16 protein-coding genes are annotated in these 18,698 nt (G+C 71.8%); 7 read left to right on the plus strand and 9 right to left on the minus strand.

Annotation, left to right across the window (positions count from 1 at the left end; translation table 11 throughout):
• Nucleotides 1–42: 42 nt before the first annotated feature.
• The 4 genes from hemL to BLQ50_RS02590 form a co-directional block, all read right to left on the minus strand.
• Entirely contained in the window at nucleotides 43–1,371 is a 1,329-nt protein-coding gene (gene hemL, locus BLQ50_RS02575; RefSeq protein ID WP_093180973.1) for a glutamate-1-semialdehyde 2,1-aminomutase, read from the minus strand.
• Nucleotides 1,372–1,415: 44 nt separating this feature from the next.
• Complete coding sequence (gene hemB, locus BLQ50_RS02580) at nucleotides 1,416–2,396, minus strand: porphobilinogen synthase (protein WP_093180975.1); 981 nt, start codon at nucleotides 2,394–2,396, stop codon at nucleotides 1,416–1,418.
• On the minus strand, nucleotides 2,393–3,427 hold the full coding sequence (locus BLQ50_RS02585; protein WP_093180977.1) for a uroporphyrinogen-III synthase: 1,035 nt from the start codon (nucleotides 3,425–3,427) through the stop codon (nucleotides 2,393–2,395). The genes hemB and BLQ50_RS02585 overlap by 4 nt, the downstream gene beginning before the upstream one ends.
• Nucleotides 3,428–3,569: 142 nt before the next feature.
• Nucleotides 3,570–4,727 (minus strand): YyaL domain-containing protein, encoded by a 1,158-nt coding sequence (locus BLQ50_RS02590; protein ID WP_093180980.1) that lies wholly within the window; start codon nucleotides 4,725–4,727, stop codon nucleotides 3,570–3,572.
• A 77-nt stretch (nucleotides 4,728–4,804) separates the two neighbouring features.
• Here BLQ50_RS02590 and BLQ50_RS02595 point away from each other — a divergent pair, with 77 nt between their 5' ends.
• The 5 genes from BLQ50_RS02595 to BLQ50_RS18510 are packed head-to-tail and all read left to right on the plus strand — an operon-like array spanning nucleotide 4,805 to nucleotide 9,263.
• Nucleotides 4,805–5,902, plus strand: coding sequence for a response regulator (locus tag BLQ50_RS02595; protein WP_093180982.1), 1,098 nt, complete (start codon nucleotides 4,805–4,807; stop codon nucleotides 5,900–5,902).
• The gene (locus BLQ50_RS02600; protein WP_093180984.1) at nucleotides 5,895–6,914 is read left to right on the plus strand and encodes an ATP-grasp domain-containing protein; all 1,020 of its coding nucleotides are present in this window, start codon (nucleotides 5,895–5,897) and stop codon (nucleotides 6,912–6,914) included. The genes BLQ50_RS02595 and BLQ50_RS02600 overlap by 8 nt, the downstream gene beginning before the upstream one ends.
• A complete protein-coding gene (locus tag BLQ50_RS02605; RefSeq protein WP_093180985.1) occupies nucleotides 6,911–7,627 on the plus strand; it encodes a PHP domain-containing protein in 717 nt (238 codons plus the stop codon). The genes BLQ50_RS02600 and BLQ50_RS02605 overlap by 4 nt, the downstream gene beginning before the upstream one ends.
• On the plus strand, nucleotides 7,627–9,105 hold the full coding sequence (locus BLQ50_RS02610; RefSeq protein ID WP_093180987.1) for a glycosyltransferase family 2 protein: 1,479 nt from the start codon (nucleotides 7,627–7,629) through the stop codon (nucleotides 9,103–9,105). Before BLQ50_RS02605 ends, BLQ50_RS02610 begins: the two co-directional genes overlap by 1 nt.
• Nucleotides 9,102–9,263, plus strand: a complete 162-nt coding sequence (locus BLQ50_RS18510) for a hypothetical protein (protein WP_175558986.1) — start codon at nucleotides 9,102–9,104, stop codon at nucleotides 9,261–9,263. The genes BLQ50_RS02610 and BLQ50_RS18510 overlap by 4 nt, the downstream gene beginning before the upstream one ends.
• 59 nt (nucleotides 9,264–9,322) lie before the next feature.
• On the opposite strand, the gene BLQ50_RS02615 is transcribed toward BLQ50_RS18510, so the two are convergent.
• The 4 genes from BLQ50_RS02615 to hemE form a co-directional block, all read right to left on the minus strand.
• The gene (locus BLQ50_RS02615; RefSeq protein WP_245700839.1) at nucleotides 9,323–10,891 is read right to left on the minus strand and encodes a methyl-accepting chemotaxis protein; all 1,569 of its coding nucleotides are present in this window, start codon (nucleotides 10,889–10,891) and stop codon (nucleotides 9,323–9,325) included.
• Between the two features lie 227 nt (nucleotides 10,892–11,118).
• Nucleotides 11,119–12,060, minus strand: coding sequence for a hydroxymethylbilane synthase (gene hemC / locus BLQ50_RS02620; protein WP_093181645.1), 942 nt, complete (start codon nucleotides 12,058–12,060; stop codon nucleotides 11,119–11,121).
• Between the two features lie 131 nt (nucleotides 12,061–12,191).
• Entirely contained in the window at nucleotides 12,192–13,652 is a 1,461-nt protein-coding gene (locus BLQ50_RS02625; RefSeq protein WP_093180991.1) for a protoporphyrinogen/coproporphyrinogen oxidase, read from the minus strand.
• A gap of 75 nt (nucleotides 13,653–13,727) precedes the next feature.
• On the minus strand, nucleotides 13,728–14,795 hold the full coding sequence (gene hemE / locus BLQ50_RS02630; RefSeq protein ID WP_245700840.1) for a uroporphyrinogen decarboxylase: 1,068 nt from the start codon (nucleotides 14,793–14,795) through the stop codon (nucleotides 13,728–13,730).
• 55 nt (nucleotides 14,796–14,850) lie between these two features.
• Between hemE and BLQ50_RS02635 the strand changes: the two genes are divergently transcribed.
• Nucleotides 14,851–16,293, plus strand: coding sequence for a glutamyl-tRNA reductase (locus BLQ50_RS02635; RefSeq protein WP_093180995.1), 1,443 nt, complete (start codon nucleotides 14,851–14,853; stop codon nucleotides 16,291–16,293).
• 139 nt (nucleotides 16,294–16,432) lie between these two features.
• Here the strand turns inward: BLQ50_RS02635 and BLQ50_RS02640 are convergent, their stop codons facing one another.
• Nucleotides 16,433–17,557: an amidohydrolase family protein gene (locus tag BLQ50_RS02640; protein ID WP_245700841.1), complete on the minus strand. Its 1,125-nt coding sequence runs from the start codon at nucleotides 17,555–17,557 to the stop codon at nucleotides 16,433–16,435.
• Between the two features lie 232 nt (nucleotides 17,558–17,789).
• On the opposite strand from BLQ50_RS02640, the gene BLQ50_RS02645 reads away from it, so the two are divergent.
• On the plus strand, nucleotides 17,790–18,671 hold the full coding sequence (locus tag BLQ50_RS02645) for an SIS domain-containing protein (RefSeq protein ID WP_093180997.1): 882 nt from the start codon (nucleotides 17,790–17,792) through the stop codon (nucleotides 18,669–18,671).
• Nucleotides 18,672–18,698: the final 27 nt, after the last annotated feature.

Consider the following 18,698-nt stretch of genomic DNA (forward strand, 5'->3'; position numbering starts at 1 on the left):
GCCCTGCGCCACTTGCCTGCGCACGGGATCAGGACTGCCCAATCATCGCTGCGCCGCAGCCGCCGCTTTCGCCGCCCCTGGCAGCGCCTCGAGGATCTTCCCCACGGCCGTGTCGTCGTGGGCGGACGAGACGAACCACGCCTCGAAGACCGACGGGGGGAGCGAGACCCCGGCGTCGAGCATGGCGTGGAAGAACGCCGGGTACCGGAACGTGTCCGAGGCCTGCACCTGGGCGTAGGTGTGCACTCCTGCGGCCTCGGCGAAGTCGCCGAACATGACCGAGAAGAGGTTGCCGGAGTACTGCACCCGGTGGGCGACGCCCTCGGCGTGCAGCGCGGTCGAGACGGCCGCGCCGATGACGTCGGCCACGGCGTCGACCCGGGCGTAGACGCTCGCGTCGGCGGCCTGCAGGGTCGCGAGCCCGGCGGCGACGGCGACCGGGTTCCCGGACAGGGTGCCGGCCTGGTAGACGGGGCCGAGCGGGGCGAGCTGGTCGAGCAGCACGGCCGGGCCGCCGATCGCGGCGACCGGCATGCCGCCGCCGACGACCTTGCCGAAGGTGAACAGGTCCGGGGTGTAGCTGGCACCGAGGACCGACGTCTCATACCCCCACCAGCCGCTCGCGCTCACCCGGAAGCCGGTGAGCACCTCGTCGAGGATGAGCAGCGCGCCGTGCGCGGAGGTGATCCGGCGCAGGCCCTCGTTGAAACCGGGGGCGGGCGGCACGATCCCCATGTTGGCCGGCGCCGCTTCGGTGATGACCGCGGCGATCTGCGAGCCGTGCAGGGCGAAGGCCTCTTCGACCGCGCCCAGGTCGTTGTAGGGCAGGACGAGAGTCTCGGCGGCGGTCGCCTCGGTGACCCCGGCCGAGCCGGGTAGCGCCTGCGTGGCGACCCCGGACCCCGCCTCGGCCAGCAGGGAGTCGACGTGCCCGTGGTAGCAGCCGGCGAACTTGATGATCAGGGGCCGGTCGGTGGCCCCGCGGGCGAGGCGCACCGCGGTCATGGTCGCCTCGGTCCCGGTCGAGACCAGACGCACCCGCTCAGCCGCCGGGACCCGACGCCGGATCTCCTCGGCGAGCTCCACCTCGCCCAGGGTCGGCGCGCCGAAGGACAGCCCGCGCGCGGCCGCCTCCTGGACCGCGGCGACGACGGCGGGGTGGGCATGGCCGAGGAGCGCCGGACCCCACGAGCAGACGAGGTCGACGTACTCGTTGCCGGCCACGTCCCGGATGTAGGGACCTGACGCCGACGCGATGAACCGCGGGTCGCCGCCGACCGACCGGTATGCGCGGACGGGGGAGTTCACCCCGCCGGGCAGCACGCCCTGGGCTCGCTCGAAGGCCAGGTGGTTCGCTGCGTCGTCGTGCATGTGAATCCAATCCGCGGTGGTGGGAAGAAGGAAGACGGCGAGGGCTAGCGGAGCCAGCCGGCGAGTTCGGTGGCCCAGTAGGTGAGGATGATGTCCGCGCCGGCGCGCTTGATGCCCAGGACGGACTCCTCGATCGCGGCGCGGCGGTTTATCCAGCCGTTGGCGGCCGCCGCCTCGATCATCGCGTACTCGCCGGAGACCTGATAGGCGGCGACGGGCACGTCGGACTGCGCGGCGACGTCGGCCAGAACGTCGAGGTAGCTCATGGCGGGCTTCACCATGACGATGTCAGCGCCTTCGAGCAGGTCGAGGACGGTCTCGCGGCCGCCCTCGCGGCGGTTCGCGGGATCCATCTGGTACGTGCGGCGGTCGCCGTCGAGGGTCGACTCGACCGCCTCGCGGAAGGGGCCGTAGAAGGCGGAGGCGTACTTCGCGGAGTAGGCGAGGATCGCGGTGTCCTGGAAGCCCGCGCCGTCGTTCGCGGTGGACTCGTCCAGGCCCTCGCGCACCGCGGCGACCTGGCCGTCCATCATCCCGGACAGGCCGAGGACGGTCGCGCCCGCGCTGGCCTGGGCGATCGCCATGGAGACGTAGCGCTCGAGGGTCGCGTCGTTGTCGACCCCGCCGTGGGAGTCGAGCACGCCGCAGTGGCCGTGGTCGGTGAACTCGTCGAGGCAGAGGTCGGCCATGACGACGAGGCGCCCTTCCGCGGCGGCGGCTGCGATCCGGATGCCCCGGTTGAGGATCCCGTCCGGGTCGTCCGCGCCGGTCCCGGTCGCGTCGCGCACGACCGGGACGCCGAAGAGCATGACGCCGCCGATCCCCGCCTCGGCCGCCTCGCGGACCGCAGCGGCGAGGGATGCTTCGGTGTGGTGGACGACGCCGGGCATCGAGCTGATCTCGACGGGCTCGGTCGCGCCCTCCTTGATGAACAGCGGCAGCACGAGGTCGCGCGGGTGCAGGCGGGTCTCGGAGACGAGGGCGCGCAGGGCTGGGGTGGCGCGCAGGCGGCGGGGACGGGTCATGATTCCTCCGGTGTGTGAGGGACGCCCGGGTGGCGGGGGGAGGGGTGGGTCCCCTCTTCGAGTATCGCGGGGTTGCCCGCGGCGTCCAAAAGGCCTGTCGGGGAGGCCGGTGGGTCGGGTGCTGCGGCTGGTGTGACGGACGGCGCCGACGAGTTGGTCGTCGCTGGGCCAACCGCGGCGAGCAGCGCCGCGAAGAGCGCGTCGTCGGTCGCGGCGCCCGCGACCGAAGCGATCACCTGCCCGACGCCGCTCGCAGCCTCCCGGGTCGGCTCGCCGATCGCGACGGCCAGGACGTCCGGGCGCACGCCTAGCTGGGCGGCGACCTCCCGCGCGACGCTGCCCGAGGTGAGCACGACGGCGTCGAAGCCGCCCGCGCGCCACCGCGCCACGACCTCGGGGGGAGCGGGGTGGGAGACGGTCCGGTACGCGGTGACCCGGACCGGGAGGTAGCCGAGGGTGGTCAGGCCGTGCTCGAGGGTCGGGCGCGCGAGGTCGCCGAGGGGGAGCAGGACGCGGGGGGAGGGGATCGCGCGGGTGCCGTCGGACGGGCGATCTGCGCGGGGAGCGGCGTCGGGCCAGACGGCGAGCATGCCCGTCGCGGAGTTCTGCGGGGCGACGAGGTCGGCGGTGATCCCGTGCGCGGCGAGGGCGCGCGCCGTGGCCGGTCCGACTACGGCCCACCGGGCGGCCACGGCGAGTCGGCTGAGGGGAGAGGGGGCGGGGGAGCGGTCGTCCGCGCGACATTCGCCGTCCCGTTTCGCTTCGACGCGCTGTGCGGACGCGGCGAGCTCGTCGACCGCGTTGACGCTGGTCACCGCGACCCAGGCGAAGGCACCGTCGGCGAGCTGGGCGACGGCATCGTCCAGGGCTGCGCGCCCGGCGTCGTCGATGGCCTGCCGGGAGATCAACGGAGCGACGACGGCGACGCCGCCCGCGGCCTCGACGCGGCGGGCGAGCCCATCACCCCGCCCGGGCGCCCGGGGGATGAGGACGTGCCGTCCGGCCAGCGCTGAGGGATCGGTGTCGGTCACCGGTCCAGTGTCCTCCGGTTCGCAGGGAACGAGAAGCGGTCCGGGCTGCGCAGGCTTGGCGGACTGCCCTGTCTACCGACCCCGTGAGGCGCACGGGGCTGGCAACCCCACGGCGGGTGGATCGCCGCCGGGGTGGGGGAGGTCAGCCGGAGAGGGGGTTGACGGCCTGGGCGGCGAGGAGGGCCCACGCCGTCGTGCCGGTGTGCAGGGAGGCGTACAGGCGGTCGCCGAAGCCCGAGTCGGCGTCGTCCGACGACGCGGCGGGCACCCCGTGACCGTCGGCGTGCGGACCCTGGGACTGGGCGGCCCAGACGTTGGCCAGCAGCAGGTCCGCCCGAGCGCGGTCCTCGGGCCGGGCCGCCGGGGTCTGCGCCCGGGTGAGCAGCGCCGCCGCGAGGTGCGCGGTTCCCTCCAGCCAGACGCCGTCGGCCGCCGAGCTGGCTCGCACGCCGGTGAGGCCGGTGTCCTGGGTCAGCAGCTTCTCCCACGCCCAGTCGAGCGCGCCCGCGAGCTCCGGGTCGCCGAGGGCGAGGAACGTCCAGGTCTGGGCGTCCGCGGGCACCGGCTCGACGACGGGGGTCACGCCGTCCAGGTCCGTCCCGATGAGGAGGTGCCCGGGTCTCCCGTCCCCCACATCCACCCGCCACATCGACCGCACGAACCCCCGAGCAGCCTCCGCCATCTCGCTCCACCCCGCATCCCCGGTGACCCTGGCCAAGCGGGTGAAGAACGCGACGCTGTCGGCGTTGTGCTCGGTCGACCGCCAACGCAGCGGGGACCCGTCCTCGCCGACGCCCCCGGCGAACCCGCCCGACCCGCGGGAGTCGTAGGCGACGGCGCGGACGAACTCAGCAAGTCGAACGGCTGCCGTCAGGAAGGTCCCGTCACCCGTGTCCGAGAACAGTGCAAGGAAGGCCAGGCCCGCCCAGGCTTGGTTGCCGGTCGTCGCGGCGGCGGAGTGGACCCGCGGAGCGCCCGCCTCGTCGAGGGCCCGAACGCTCGCATAGGAGTTCCGCAGCCGCCCGTCGCCGGCCGGGTCGCGCTCCTGGAGCAGGCACAGCGTCCGCCCGATCTGCTCGGCGCGGCGCCGATCAGACGGTCGACCACGGGCAAGGTAGGCGAGGACCACGAGCGCGCAGTCGTAGACGAAGGCTGAGTCGAAGCCGATCGCCTCGAGGTGGCCACCGCTGTGGCTGCGGGGCAGTGAGCACGCGTTGGGGGCGGCCGCAGGTGTCAGCCCGTCGAGGAAGACGTACCCCGCGGCGACTGCTTCCGCTGACGACGTGGCTGGAGCGGGCATGGGGCTCAGGCTAGTCTCGAAGTGGACGGGAACGGCGCCAGAGCAGAAAAAGGGCATAGCAGACGCGGAGGAGCGACTTGACGGACAGCCGCTACACCATCCTTGTCGTCGAGGACGATCCGGACGCCGCAGGCTATATGCGGACCGTCCTGGAGCGCAGCGGCATGGACCCGCACGTCGTGTCCAACCCGCAGGCAGCACTGGCCCTGCTGAACTCGAAGACCTTCGATCTCATCCTGACGGACATCGAGCTGCCGGGAATGACCGGCCTTGAGCTCACAGAGCGGGTGAAAAAGACTCGACCCGACCTTCCGATCGTCGTCATGACCGCGCACGCGACCCTCGACTACGCGGTGAACGCGCTGCGGCTGCAGGCCGACGAGTTCCTCTTCAAGCCGATCCGCAAGCCGCAGCTGGTCGAGGTCGTCACCCGCCTGGTCGAGCAGGCCCGCGCCGCCGCACGGCCGACCAACATCGTGCTGGCGATCGGAGCGCACCCCGACGACGTCGAGATCGGCGTCGGTGGCACGCTCGCCGCGCACCAGGCTGCGGGCGACCAGATCGTCATCCTCACGATGAGCCGTGGCGCGCGCGGAGGAGCGGTCGACAACCGCCAGGACGAGTCGCTCGCCGCGGCCGAGCTCATCGGCGCGCGACTGTTCCTCAACGACCTCGAGGACACCCGCATCTCTGCGGGCGACCCCACGGTCGGGATCATCGAGCAGGTCGTCGCCGAGGTGCACCCCACGATCGTCTACACCCACTCGAGCAACGACCGCCACCAGGACCACGTCGCGGTGCATCGCGCGGTGTCGGTCGCCACCCGCCGGGTCCCGATGTTCGCGTGCTACCAGAGTCCGTCCGCGACGGTCGACTTCCGCCCGAACAGGTTCGTCTCGATCGACGGGTTCACCGACACGAAGCTGGCGCTGCTGGCGTCCTTCGCCTCGCAGGCGGGAATCCGGGACTACCTGGCACCGGACTTTGTGCTCGCGACGGCGCGGTACTGGTCGCGCTACGGCGGCGGCGTGTACGCCGAGCCCCTCGAGGTGGTCCGCGACGCGACCGGGCTGCGCGCCAACGCCACCAGCCAGGCCGTCGGCCACGCAGCCACCAGCCTGACAACCCCCACAAGCACGACGAGCGAAGCAGAAGGAAGCGTGCTGGATGACTGACGTCCTGGTCACAGGAGTGGGCGGTCCCGCGGGGGTCGCCATCGTGCGTTCCCTCGCGGCGACCGACGCCCGGGTCCACGCGGCCGACATGGACGTGTACGCGAGCGCCCTCTACCTCGTCCCCGCCAACCAGCGTCACCTGGTCCGCCCGGGGCTTGCCCCCGACTTCGTCGACCACCTCCTCGCGCTCTGTGAGCGGCTCGGCATCGACGTCCTGTTCCCGACCGTCGACGTCGAGCTCGTCCCGATCGCCCGGCGCCTCGCGGAGTTCACCGCCGCCGGGGTCACGGTTGCCAGCCCGTCTCTGGCGACGCTGGAGAACACCCTCGACAAGTACCGCCTCGCCCAGGCCTGCGCCGGGCTGGGCGACGTCGTGCCGCGCACCGAGCTGCTCGGGGCCGCCTACGACTGGGACTACCCGGTGATCGTCAAGCCGCGCTCGGGCAGCGGCTCGCGGGGGGTGCACCTGGTCGAGGACGAGGCCGCCCTGCGCGCCCTGGGGACCGACGAGCAGACGATCGTCCAGGAGAACCTCCCCGGCGAGGAGTACTCGGTCGACGTCATCGCCGACCTGGCCGGGACCGTGCTGGCCGCCGTGCCGCGCTCGCGGCTGCGCGTCGACTCCGGGGTGGCCGTGGCCGGTCGGACCGTCAAGGACGCCGGCCTCGAGGAGACCGCGACCCGGGTGGCCCAGGCGATCGGGTTGACGACCGTCGCGAACGTCCAGCTGCGCCGCCGCGCGGACGGTCGACCGGCGCTGCTCGAGGTGAACCCCCGGTTCCCCGGCGCGATGCCGTTGACCATCGCGAGCGGGGTGGACATGCCCAGGCTGTGCCTGGACATGGTGCTCGGGCGCGCGCTGCCGGACCGGCTCGAGTTCCGCGAGCTGGCGAACGTGCGCTATCTCGAAGACGTCTTCCTCGACCCCTCCGACGTGCTCACCGCTCTCACGTCCGCCGCCGCGCTCGCAGAGCGCGACGACGCCCACGCCGCCGCCCCGGCCCAGCCGTGATCTCCCTCGCCCAGGACCACCACGTCCACTCCACCTACTCCGACGACGCGCGCAGCACGCTCGCGGAGAACGTCGCCGCGGCGTCGGCCCGGGGCGTGGCGGTGCTGCGCCTGGTCGATCACGTCCGGGTGAGCACGACGTGGGTGCCGGAGATGCTCTCCGCCGTGGCCGAGCTCGTGATCCCCGAAGGGCTGACGGTCGAGACCGGCGTCGAGGCCAAGATCCTCGACGCCTCGGGCGCCCTCGACCTGCCGCCCGGGCTGGCCACGCACCCGGGGCTGGGGCGCGTGCTTATCGCCGACCACCAGTTCCCCGGGCCAGCCGGCCCGCTCAGCCCGCGGGTGGTCCGTGACTCCCTCACGACGCCAGAGCGCGCGCGCGACGCCGTCGACACCCTCGTGGGGGCCACGGTCGGTGCCATGAGCCAGGTGGACCGCGGCCAGCTTGCGCACCTGTTCTCGATCCTGCCCAAGATCGGCCTGACCGAGGACGACGTCACCGACGAGCACCTCTCCGCGATCGCCGCGGCGGCGCTGGCCACCGGGACGCTCGTGGAGGTCAACGAGAAGTGGGCGTGCCCCTCGCCCCGCGCCGTCCGTGCGCTGTCCGACGCCGGTGTGCACCTCGTGGTGAGCACCGACAGCCATCACAGCGACGACGTCGGGGCGTACACCCGGGTGCCCGCGATCCTGCAGGCTGCGCGGGAGGGCTGATGGAGGTCCTGGAGTCCATCGCTACGTGGATCTGCTTGGTCTTTGTCGCAACCGGAGCCGTTACCGTCGCGGCGGGTGCCCTCCAGTTCCTCATCATCCCCTTCCACGGGGTGCGCAATCACTACGACCGCACGGCTGCCTACTTCCCGCGGGTCGCCGTCGTCATCCCCGCGTGGAATGAGGGCGCCGTCATCGCCGCCTCGATCGACCGGCTCATGCGCCTGGAGTACCCGCCCGAGTCCCTGCGGGTCTACCTGGTCGACGACGCGAGCACCGACGACACCCCCGACGTCGCTCGGGCGAAGGAGCTCGAGTACCCGGGGCGCGTGGTCCACCTGCGCCGCGAGGTCGGCGGGCAGGGCAAGTCGCACACCCTCAACCATGGCATCCGCGAGATCCTCACCGACGACTGGATGCAGGCGCTGCTCATCATGGACGCCGACGTCATCTACACCCCGGACTCCATGCGCCTGCTCACCCGCCACCTCGCCGACCCCGAGGTCGGCGCGGTCACCGCGTACATCAAGGAGGGCAGCGCGGACCCGAACTACATGACCCGGTTCATCGGCTACGAGTACATCGCGGCCCAGGCCGCCGCGCGACGTTCGCAGAACGTGCTCGGCGCGGTGGCCTGCCTGGCCGGCGGCGCCCAGCTGCACTCGCGGGAGAACCTCGAGGCCATCGGCGGGGAGATCGACATGACCTCCCTCGCGGAGGACACCTTCACGACCTTCCGGACCCAGCTCGCCGGGCGCAAGGTCGTCTTCGAGCCGCACGCGATCGTGCTGGCCGAGGAGCCGGGGACGGTCGCGGCCCTGTGGAAGCAGCGCCTGCGCTGGTCTCGCGGCAACGTCCAGATCACCAAGGAGTTCAAGCGCCTGTGGTTCCGGCCCAGCCGCGACCACAACCTCGGGGCCTTCACCTTCGGGCTGTTCTGGTTCGCGATCCTGCTGCTCCCGGTGTCGATGGTGCTGACGTCGGTGGGCCTGGTCGGGCTGTTCCTGCTCGACAGCGAATTCGCCCGGATCATCTTCGAGGCCACGTGGTTCCTCGCGGGTGCGACCTACGTCTACATCACGGCCCTGACCGTCATGATCGACGGCGGCACCGGGCGCCGTTCCTGGCGGGAGGCGCTGTTCTTCCCCGGGGCGATCTCGCTGCTCGTCATGATCACCGCCTTCGCGCCGGGCCTGGTCGAGCGGCCGCTCACCCAGCTGCTCGGCTGGGACCTCTTCGACACGGTCGGGTGGACGCTCTTCGCCTACGCGTGGATCTCGGTCTCGATGCTGGCCGCCTGGCTCATCAAGCGGGTCGAGCAGACCCGGGCGGGACGGTGGCTCGCGCCCGGGCTGGTCTACCTCGTGGGGTACGGCCCGATCCTCTGCGCGATCACCTTCGACGCGTACATCAAGGAGTTCCGCGGCGCCGCACAGGTCTGGGACAAGACGGAGAAGACGGGACGAGTGAGGACCTCATGAGCCGACGTCCACAGCCGGCCCGCGCCGACGAGGCCACGCGCCGGGCCGACGCCGAACGTCGCCGCGACAAGCGCCGCGAGCGTCTGCTCATCGTCAAGGCACTCGTCGCGCTCGCACTCGTCGCCGTGGTCGTCGTCCTGCGGGAGATCTACTTCTAGTCCCGCCCTTGCCCGACGACGCGGCCCGGGCGGCCGAGACCGCCCGGGCAGGTGGGCCTTCAGTAGGTGAAGTGCGCGACCCGGTCGCGGAGGTCGACGGACAGGCCGGCCAGCTCGTTGACGGCGGTCCCCATCTGGCCGACGATCTCCGAGGAGATCGCCGCCGCCTCGGCGACGCCGGTGATGTTGGCCGCTATCTCGGTAGACCCGGTGGCCGCCTCGGTGACCGAGCGGGACATCTCGTTGGTGGTCGCGGTCTGCTCCTCGACGGCGCTGGCGATCGTCAGCTGGTAGTCGTTAATCAGCGCGATGATCGTGGAGATACCGCTGATCGCCTCGACGGCCGAGGATGTCTGGTTCTGATTCGTAGAGATCCGCCGGGCGATGTCCTCCGCGGCGCGGGCCGACTCCTGGGCCAGCTCCTTGACTTCGCTGGCCACGACCGCGAAGCCCTTGCCCGCCTCGCCGGCCCGGGCGGCCTCGATCGTGGCATTGAGGGCGAGCAGGTTCGTCTGCTCGGCGATCGAGGTGATGACCTTGACGACGTTGCCGATCTCCTTGGAGGAGGCGCCCAGATCGGCCACCGTGGCACCTGCGGACTCGGCCTGGGAGACGGCCTGGTTGGAGGCCTTGGCCGCGTCGTTGGCGTTCTGGGCAATCTCCCGGATGGAGGCGCCCATCTCCTCGGCGCCGGCCGAGACGGTCTGCACGTTGCGGCTGACCTGCTCCGCGGCGGCGGCCACGACGCCGGCCTGCACGCTGGTCTCCTCCGAGCCGGAGGCGACCTGGAGGTTGGAGGCGGAGAGCTGTTCCGCGGCCGCGGCCACGGCCTGCGCCGTCGCCGCGACCCCGGTGAGGGTTTCCCGCAGTGAGGTCTGTGCGGTTGTCAGCGCCCGGGCCATGTCACCGATCTCGTCCCGGTTGGTGACCTCTGCGCGAACGGTCAGGTCGCCGTCGGCCATGGCCTCCAGGGAGATCTTGACCGCGTTGACGCTGCGGCGGATGGCGTTGGCGACGTACAGGCCCAGCATCACCACGAGGGCCAGGCTGATCGCGACGGTGATGACGATGATCGTCTGGTTGCTGCGCGCCGAGGTCTCGGCCTGCTCGACGACCGTGGCGACGAAGGCCTTGCTGTCGGCGTCAGCGGTGGCCAGGTCCGTGACGAATGTGTCGACGAGCGGTTGGGAGGAGGAGGCCCGGACGGTCTCGAGGAATTTCCGGTCGCCGCTCATCGCGGCCGGCAGGAGCTGGGTGTCCCGGACCATGGTCCACTCCTCCCAGCCGTCGAGGAAGGCCAGGAACGCGACGGGAGTGAAACCCTGGTCCGCCGCGTAGTCGAGCATCTCGGTCGCGGCAGCCTGGAGGTCGGCGTCGGCTGCCGGAATCTGGTTCTTCCAGTACTCGCGCTTCTCGTCGTTGTCGGCCGCGCCCACCTGAGCCACGAGCATCCGGGCGTTCGCCTGGCGTTCCTGCACGGTTGCGATCGCGGCGGTCTGGCGGGTGTTCACGGAGGCGATCGAGCGGGCGTCGTTGGCGATGGCGTTCATCCCGGTGAAGGCCAGTGCTGCGATGACGACCGTAGACAGGGCCAGGACGGCGATGACGGCGAGGATCTTCGTGCGCACGGACCTGTCCTTGACGAATGACAGGGCGCCCCGGCGTGGGGTGGGACGATTCGGCGCGGGGACCCTCACGACGTGACCTCTTCTTCCAGGCGACGTGCGCTCCGGTGCGACGTCGTGCACGTTCCCTATCGGGACCGCCGCTGACTTCATGAGGGTGCCTGGTGCCCTGGCTCGCCGTCCGCGGGCGGTCGGGCGACCGCCGCCGGATGGGCGTGCCGCTGGGGCGGTCAGATGAAGTCGGCCGCACCCAGGGCGAGGAAGTGGTCGGCGACGCCCTGCCCGAGCGTGACGGCGCGGGCAGTGTCGTTGTCGGCGACGTCGGTCGTCCCGCCGTGGCGCAGGTGCTCGGAGCCGTCGGGACGGGCCACGATCGCACGGAGCGAGAGGACGCCGTCGCTCACCGAGGCGTAGGTGCCCACCGGGGCCGCGCAGCCGGCCTCGAGGCGGGCGAGCAGGGCGCGCTCAGCCGTCACGGCGAGGTGGGTGCCGGGGTCGTCCAGGGCGGCGAAGGCGGCGGCGAGGGACTCGTCGGTCGCGAGGTCGCCCGTGCGGCACTCGACGGCGAGCGCGCCCTGGCCGGGGGCCGGGGCCATCACGTCGAGGTCGATGAGCTCGGTCACGGCCGCGCCGCGACCGAGCCGGTTGAGGCCGGCCGCCGCGAGCACGACGGCGTCCAGGTCGCCGGGGCCGGAGGCGTCGATCCGCCCGAGGCGGGTGTCGACGTTTCCGCGGATGTCCACCACGTGCAGGTCGGGGCGGGCGAGGAGGAGCTGGGCGGCGCGGCGCGGCGAACCCGTGCCCACGCTTGCGCCCTGTGGCAGGTCGGCGAGCCGCAGGTGCTCCCGCGAGCACAGGGCGTCCCGGGGGTCCTCGCGCACGGGCGTCACGTAGGTGAGGCCCTCGAATGCCGCGGTCGGCAGGTCCTTGAGGGAGTGGACCGCCACGTCGCAGCGCCCCTCGAGCAGCGCGTCCCGCAGCGCTGTGACGAACACCCCGGTGCCGCCCATCTGCGACAACGACCCGGTGAGCACGTCGCCGTCGGTCTTGATCCGGACGATCTCGACCTCACGCCCGGTGAGCCGGCGGATCTCGTCGGCGACGATGCCGGTCTGGGTGAGGGCGAGGGTGCTTGCTCGGGTGCCGATGCGCAGGGGCTGGTGAGAGGTCACCACCCTAGTCTGCTCTTCTTGGGCGAGGGAGGCGAAATTCACAATGGAAATGCTTCTTGATGGGAAGAAAAGACCTGACAGATTGTCTCTTCCGTGTCACACAGGTGACCCTTTGCTCAAATTCAAGGTATTCAGGCGACATTCAGCCGACGTGCAGAATTCTGGGCGTGGGGCACGACGGCGGCCAGTCCCGTCCCGGCCACCCAGGCCCCGGTCACGGTGAGGCCGGGCAGGCCCCGGTCGGCGAGCGCGTCGACGTCGGCCAGCAGCCGGGCCACCCGCTCGCGAGAGGCCGGAGTCGGTGGCGCGAGGGCGTCGTCCCATGCCGTGACGAGGGAAGACAGTATCTGAACGTCCATTACGCCGTACAGCTCACCGAGGTCCGCGACCGCCTGGGCGACCAGCGCGTCGTCCGCCGGGGCGGTCGCTGAGTCAGGCTGCGCAGCCCCCCCGCGTCCATAGCTGAACCGGACCACATGCACGTCCTCGCCGAAGGACTCGTCCAGCCGGCTGCGCAGCCAGGGCCACTTCGCCGAGGCGTGGGTCGACGCCTTGGCCCCCACGGAGGTCCCGGGGGCCACCAGGATGCCGGTCCCGCGCGGGACCGCACCGAGGGCGGCGGACCGGACCAGCAGCGTCACCAGGCGGATGTCTGTCCCGCGGGCAGGCTCGGCGTCCCCGATGTCGACGAGGTCGGTCAGCAGGGCCTGGGTGGCACGGGCGGAGGCGGCCAGCACGACGCGTTCGGTCCGCAGCACCTGCCCCGGGCCGGTGCGCACGAGCCACTCGTCGCCGTCGCGGCGCAGGGTGAGGGCGGACGTGGCCCGGCGGATCTCCCCGCCGCTCGCCTCGATCGAGCGCTCCAGGGCCGTGACAAGCTGGTTCATCCCGCCGGGTATGCCCCGCACGGCCGAGCCGGCCGGTGCCTGGGCCCGCAGCGCCCGGATGGCGCCGGTGAGGGACCCGGTGCGGCGGTACGCGGCGAGCAGGCCGGGGGCGACGGCGTCGACGTCTAGGAGCGCGGGGTCGGTCGAGTGCACGCCGCCGGCCACCGGGGTGACGAGGCGGGCGAGCACCCGGGTGCCCAGCCGGGACCGCACGAGGGCGGCCAGGTTCGAGGCGTCCACCCGCTCGGCCGGGAGCACGGCGTCCAGGCTCGCGCGGAGGGCTCCGAGGAGGCCGATCGCCCGCCGGGTGTCCGCCGCCCAGGGGTGGCCAGGGATGCCGAGCACCCCGGCGGCGGGCAGCGGGAAGGCGCGCGCGCGGCGTCGGCCGATCGGGGTGTAGCCCCAGGCGGACAGGGCCGCGGGGCTGACGATCTCCAGGCCGAGCATCTCCACGAGCGAGCCGACGACCCCGCTGCGCGCGGCGAAGGACTCGGCCCCCACGTCCACCCAGACCTCCGCGCCCTCGGCCGCGAGGCGGCCCTTGGCGAGGTAGCCACCGCACTGGTCGGTCGCCTCCAGGACCACGGGCAGCGCTCCACCCTCGACGAGCAGGTGCGCGGCGACGAGGCCGGCGACGCCGCCTCCGACGACGACGGCGTCGACGCGGCTCGCGGCCTCGTCGCTGAGTCCTCTGGGCTGGTTCATGACGGGTGGACCTCTCCGCGGTGCTGGCAGGGTCAGGCGGTGTGGACGGGGTCGTTCCTCACCCGATCGTCGCGCTCAGGCGGAAAGTGAGTGGACGAGCTCGACGATCTTCGTCAGCACGGCAGGATCGGTCTCCGGGGGCACCCCATGACCGAGGTTCACGACGTGGGCGGGCGCGCTGCGGCCACGCACGACGACGTCGCGGACATGGGCCTCCAGAACCGGCCACGGGGCCGCGAGCAGGGCCGGGTCGATGTTGCCCTGGAGCGGCACGGTGCCCCCCAGCAACCGGTTCGCCTTGTCGAGCGGGGTCCGGTAGTCGACGCCCATGACGTCCGCGCCGACGTCGTGCATGGCGGTGAGCAGGTGCTCGGTCCCGGTTCCGAAGTGCACGACCGACACCGGCAGGTCCTTGACGTGGGACAACGCGCGTTCGGAGGACGGCGCGACGTGCTTGATGTAGTCGGCGCGGCTCAGGCTCCCGGCCCAGGAGTCGAAGAGCTGGGTGGCGCTCGCCCCGGCGAGGACCTGCCCGCGCAGGAATGCCCCGGTCACGTCGGCGGCCCACTCGGTCAGCCGCGCCCACGACGCCGGGTCGGCGTGCATCATCGTCCGGGCCGCGAGGTGGTCGCGAGAGGGGCGACCCTCCACGAGGTAGGCGGCCAGGGTGAACGGCGCGCCGGCGAAGCCGATGAGCGGCGTCGAGCCTAGCTCGGCGACGGTGAGGGCGACGGCCTCACGGATCGGGGCCATGGCCTCGTCGGTGAGGGGCGACGAGACCAGGCGGTCCACCTGGGCGGGGGTGCGCACGGCCTCCCCGAGCACCGGCCCGACGCCGGGGACGATGTCCACGTCGACCCCGGCCAGGCGCAGCGGGATGACGATGTCGGAGAAGAAGATCCCGGCGTCGACCCCGTGCCGGCGGACCGGCTGGAGTGTGATCTCGCTCGCAAGCTCGGGGCGCAGGCAGGCGTCGAGCATGCCGATCCCCTCGCGCAGTTTGAGGTACTCCGGAAGGGAACGTCCTGCCTGGCGCATAAACCAGACCGGTGTGATTTCGGGGCGCTCACCACGGAAAGCGCGGATCAGGGGTGCATTTGTGGTGCGGCCGTCGACAAGGGGGTGCGTGCTGGGGAGGTTCACCCTTCGATTCTGCCTTTGGAAGCAACAATGTTTAAATCGAATCGCTGTGGTTCTCATGTCGTTGACCGCAAGCCACCACGAGCTTGACCTCGAGGCGCTCGAGCAGCTGTCATCCGGCGCGCACTCGATGGGCACTTCAGCCGTGCAGGCGTGCGAGATGATCACCGGTGCCGTCGTGCTCGCGACGTGCAACCGGTTCGAGCTGTACCTGGATGTCGCTGACGGGGCTGGCCGGTCCGCCACCTCGACGACCATGACCGAGCGTGACCTTGACCACGCCTCCGGCGAGGTCGCCCGCCTTGTCGCCGCTGCGTCTGGCGTGAGCGTGGACGCAGCCCGCTCCGCCTTCACCGTGCGCAGCGGGCCAGACGTCGCCGCACACCTGTTCTCGGTGGCCTCCGGTCTCGACTCGATGGTCGTGGGCGAACGAGAGATCGCCGGCCAGGTGCGTCGCGCCCTCGACGCCGCCCACGCCGCCCGCACGACGAGCGCCCGGTTGGAGCGGCTCTTCCAGGGCGCCGCACGCACCTCCAAGAAGGTTAGCCATCAGACGCACCTGGGGGCGGACGGCCGCTCAGTGGTCTCGGTCGGCCTCGACCTCGCCGAGGCGATCATCCCGCCGTGGGGCCAGACCCGAGCGGTGATCGTAGGCACCGGCGCGTATGCCGGGGCGAGCGTCGCCGCGCTCAGGGCTCGTGGCTGCGCCGACCTCTCGGTCTACTCTGCGTCGGGGCGAGCGGAGCAGTTTGCACAAGCACGTGGCATCGACGCCGTCGACGACCTCGTGGAGGCACTGGGTGACGCCGACCTCGTGGTCTCGTGCAGCGGCGCGGGAGGCGGCCGCGCACCGCGCGAGGCTGGCGGCGACGTGAGGGGAAGCGGAGTCGGGACCAGCGGTGAGGACGACTCCTCCGCGCTCGGGTACATCTTGCAGACCGCCGCGGTGGTTACTGCCCGCGAGCGGGCCGCCGAGCGCGTGGGGGAGGAGATGCCCGAGCGCCCCCTCGTGATCCTGGACCTCGCGCTGCACCACGACGTCGACCCCCAGGTCGGCGACATCGATCACGTGCTCCTCATGGACCTGGGCACCATCCGCGGGCACGCGCCCTCGACGGCCTCCGAGCCGGTCCGTGTCGCCCGGTCGATCGTCGAGGATTCTGTCGCTGACTTCCAGGACCGAGAGGCCCTGCGCGCCGCAGATCAGATCATCGTCGCGCTGCGTGAGCGCATCACCGCCGAGGTCCAGGCCGAGATCGAGCGTTCGGCTCCCGCGTTCTCCTCGCCCGCCGACGTCACCGCGCACGAGCGGTCCTTGCGCCGCCTTGCCGGAGCGCTGCTCCACCGAGGCATCATTCGCATCCGCGAGGCGGCCCGCAACGGCGAGGCGCTGGACGACGTCGCTGCGGAGACCATGACAGTGGTGTCGTTCAGCGGAGCGGTCGGTGGCGCGGCCACCGCCTCGACCAGCGGTATGGAGCGCGTGCGCACGGCGAGCTAGTGTCCCGCGCGGTAGTTCGTTGTAGAAATTGTTTGAGGGACTCGAGGAACACCTCGTGCCTGCTCGGGGTAGGCGGCCAGCGGGACGGGATCTGCCCGTGATCCACGACGCGATCGTGCGGGCTGTCCGCTGACCTGGGTCAGGGCAGTCCGAGCACCCGGCGGGCGTTGCCCGAGTACACGCGCTCGAGGAGGTCCCGCGGCAACCCCGACCCCGAGATCGTCCAGCGCCCCTGCGGTGGGATCTCCTCGGCCGAGTAGTCGAAGGACTCGTCCGTGGTCTCAAGGAAACTCACGTAGCGCCGCACCTGATCCGCGGTGAGCGGGAATGCGTCGGTCCCGAACAGGAAGCGGTCGGGGAGGTCGGCGATGAGCCGGGCGAACCGACGCGGCTGACGCCCTATCTCAGCGAGGCGCCCGCCCAGGTCGACCACGAGATTCGGCGCCCCGCGCAGCAGGCGCTCGACGTGGTCGAGGTCCTCGGCGACGCACCCGACGTGCGCGCCGACATACTGCGTGCCGGGTGTGGCCGCGAGGAGGGTCGCGAACGCGTCGAGCAGGCGGCCGAAGGTCGGGAAGCGGGCGGAGTCGGCGAAGGACCAGTCGGGGCACCCGAACAGCTCGTCGACCCGTTCGTTGCATCTGTCGAGCGGGTCAAAGAACGCCTTCGGGTCGGCCACGTGGATGAGGACGGGCATCCCGAGGGTCCCGGCGAGCCCGAGCGTACGGATGACGCGCGGGTCGTCCGGCAGCACGAGCGTGCCCGTCGCGTCACGGACCTCGAGCCCGAGGTTCTTCCACACCTTGAGCCCGCGGGCCCCGCGCGCGGCGCCATCGCGGAGCTGGTCCGCGATCGCCTCCTCGCCCCCGGGCCCGGCCAAGAGCGTCCAGTCGACCTGGCAGAACGTGAGGAAGCGGCCGGGGTGGGCGCGGTCGTAGCGGTCAAGGTTCGCCTCGAGCTCGGTCCCCCACATGCCGTCGAGATTGACGACTGCCGCTAGGCCCGTCGCGTCCATGAGCGCGAGCAGTGCGTCGACGTCCGGGGTGCACCACTCGCCGTCGGTGAGCCAGCGGCCGAGGTGGTTGTGGATGTCGATGGCCGGTACGCAGGTGCGCTCGACGGGTGTCCGCGCGGCCGTCAGCATGCTGCGGGGCGCCCAGTCGACGAGACGCAGGTCGGCGTGGACGGCGGAGGACCGGTCGTCCGATCGAGGGTCCATGCCGGCCGCGAGATCAGTGTCGGGCGCGAAGGGAGAGGTGCTCATGAGGCTCCGTCGTGGGGAAGGGCCGCTGCAAGAGCGCGGACCGAGTGGATGATCAGATTCGTGCGTGCACCGACGAGGATGCTCCTACTTGCCCCTCGCTTCGATACTATTACGCAGCATGATCAGTTTTATTGATCACTTCGTCCAGTTTCCGTGACACTCGCGCACTAGATGAGCACTATGGAGATCAGTCACCGCCAGGTGGTCGTACGCCCCGAGACTAAGGACGACAGTGAGCAGCACCACTTCACGCGAGATCGCCAGCCAGCCCGACGTCTGGGCTCGCGCCCTCACGGACGCGCACACTGCCGGGGCGGTCCTGGGCCAGCCGGGCGACCGGACCCTCATCCTCGGCTGCGGGACCAGCGCCTTCGTTGCCGAGTCTCTCGCCGCGCTGCGTGAGGCGGCCGGACAGGGGGAGACTGATGCCGCCTACGCCTCCGAGTGGCGTCCGGGCCGTCGGTACGACCGGGTGGTCGCCATTAGCCGCTCGGGGACGACGACCGAGGTGGTCGACGCGCTCCGCCTCGTCCCGGACGGTCCCGTCAGGGCGGGCATCCTGGGGGTCGCAGGCACGACTCTCGACCTCGCGTGCGATGAGTCCCTCGTCCTCGACTACGCCGACGAGTCCTCCGTCGTCCAGACCCGGTTCCCGACGACGGTCCTCGCCCTCGCACGGGCGTCGTTCGACGAGGACCTCACCGGGCTCGTCGAGGAGGGGCGCACGGCCCTCGCCGCACCGCTCCCGGTCCGGGTGCAGGACTACGACCACTTCGTCTTCCTCGGTACTTCGTGGACCTACGGTCTCGCCCAGGAGGCGGCCCTGAAGATCCGTGAGGCTGCCCAGGCGTGGTCGGAGTCGTACCCCGCCCTCGACTACCGCCACGGACCCATCGCGGTCGCCCACCCGGGCACGCTCGTCATGCTCTTTGGGGCCCTCGACCGCGCCCTTGCAGCGGACATCGAACGGACCGGCGCGCGCGTCTGGCACATCGACGCGGACCCGCTCGTCCAGCTCCTCCAGGCCCAGCGTCTCGCGGTCGAGCTTGCCGAGAGCCGGGGCCTGTCCCCCGACAGGCCCCGCCACCTCACCCGTTCTGTGGTGCTCGACTGACCCTCCAAGCACCGCCCGCCCCTCTCA

The organism is Sanguibacter gelidistatuariae, assembly GCF_900096585.1.
In the GTDB taxonomy this organism is placed as follows: domain Bacteria; phylum Actinomycetota; class Actinomycetes; order Actinomycetales; family Cellulomonadaceae; genus Sanguibacter; species Sanguibacter gelidistatuariae.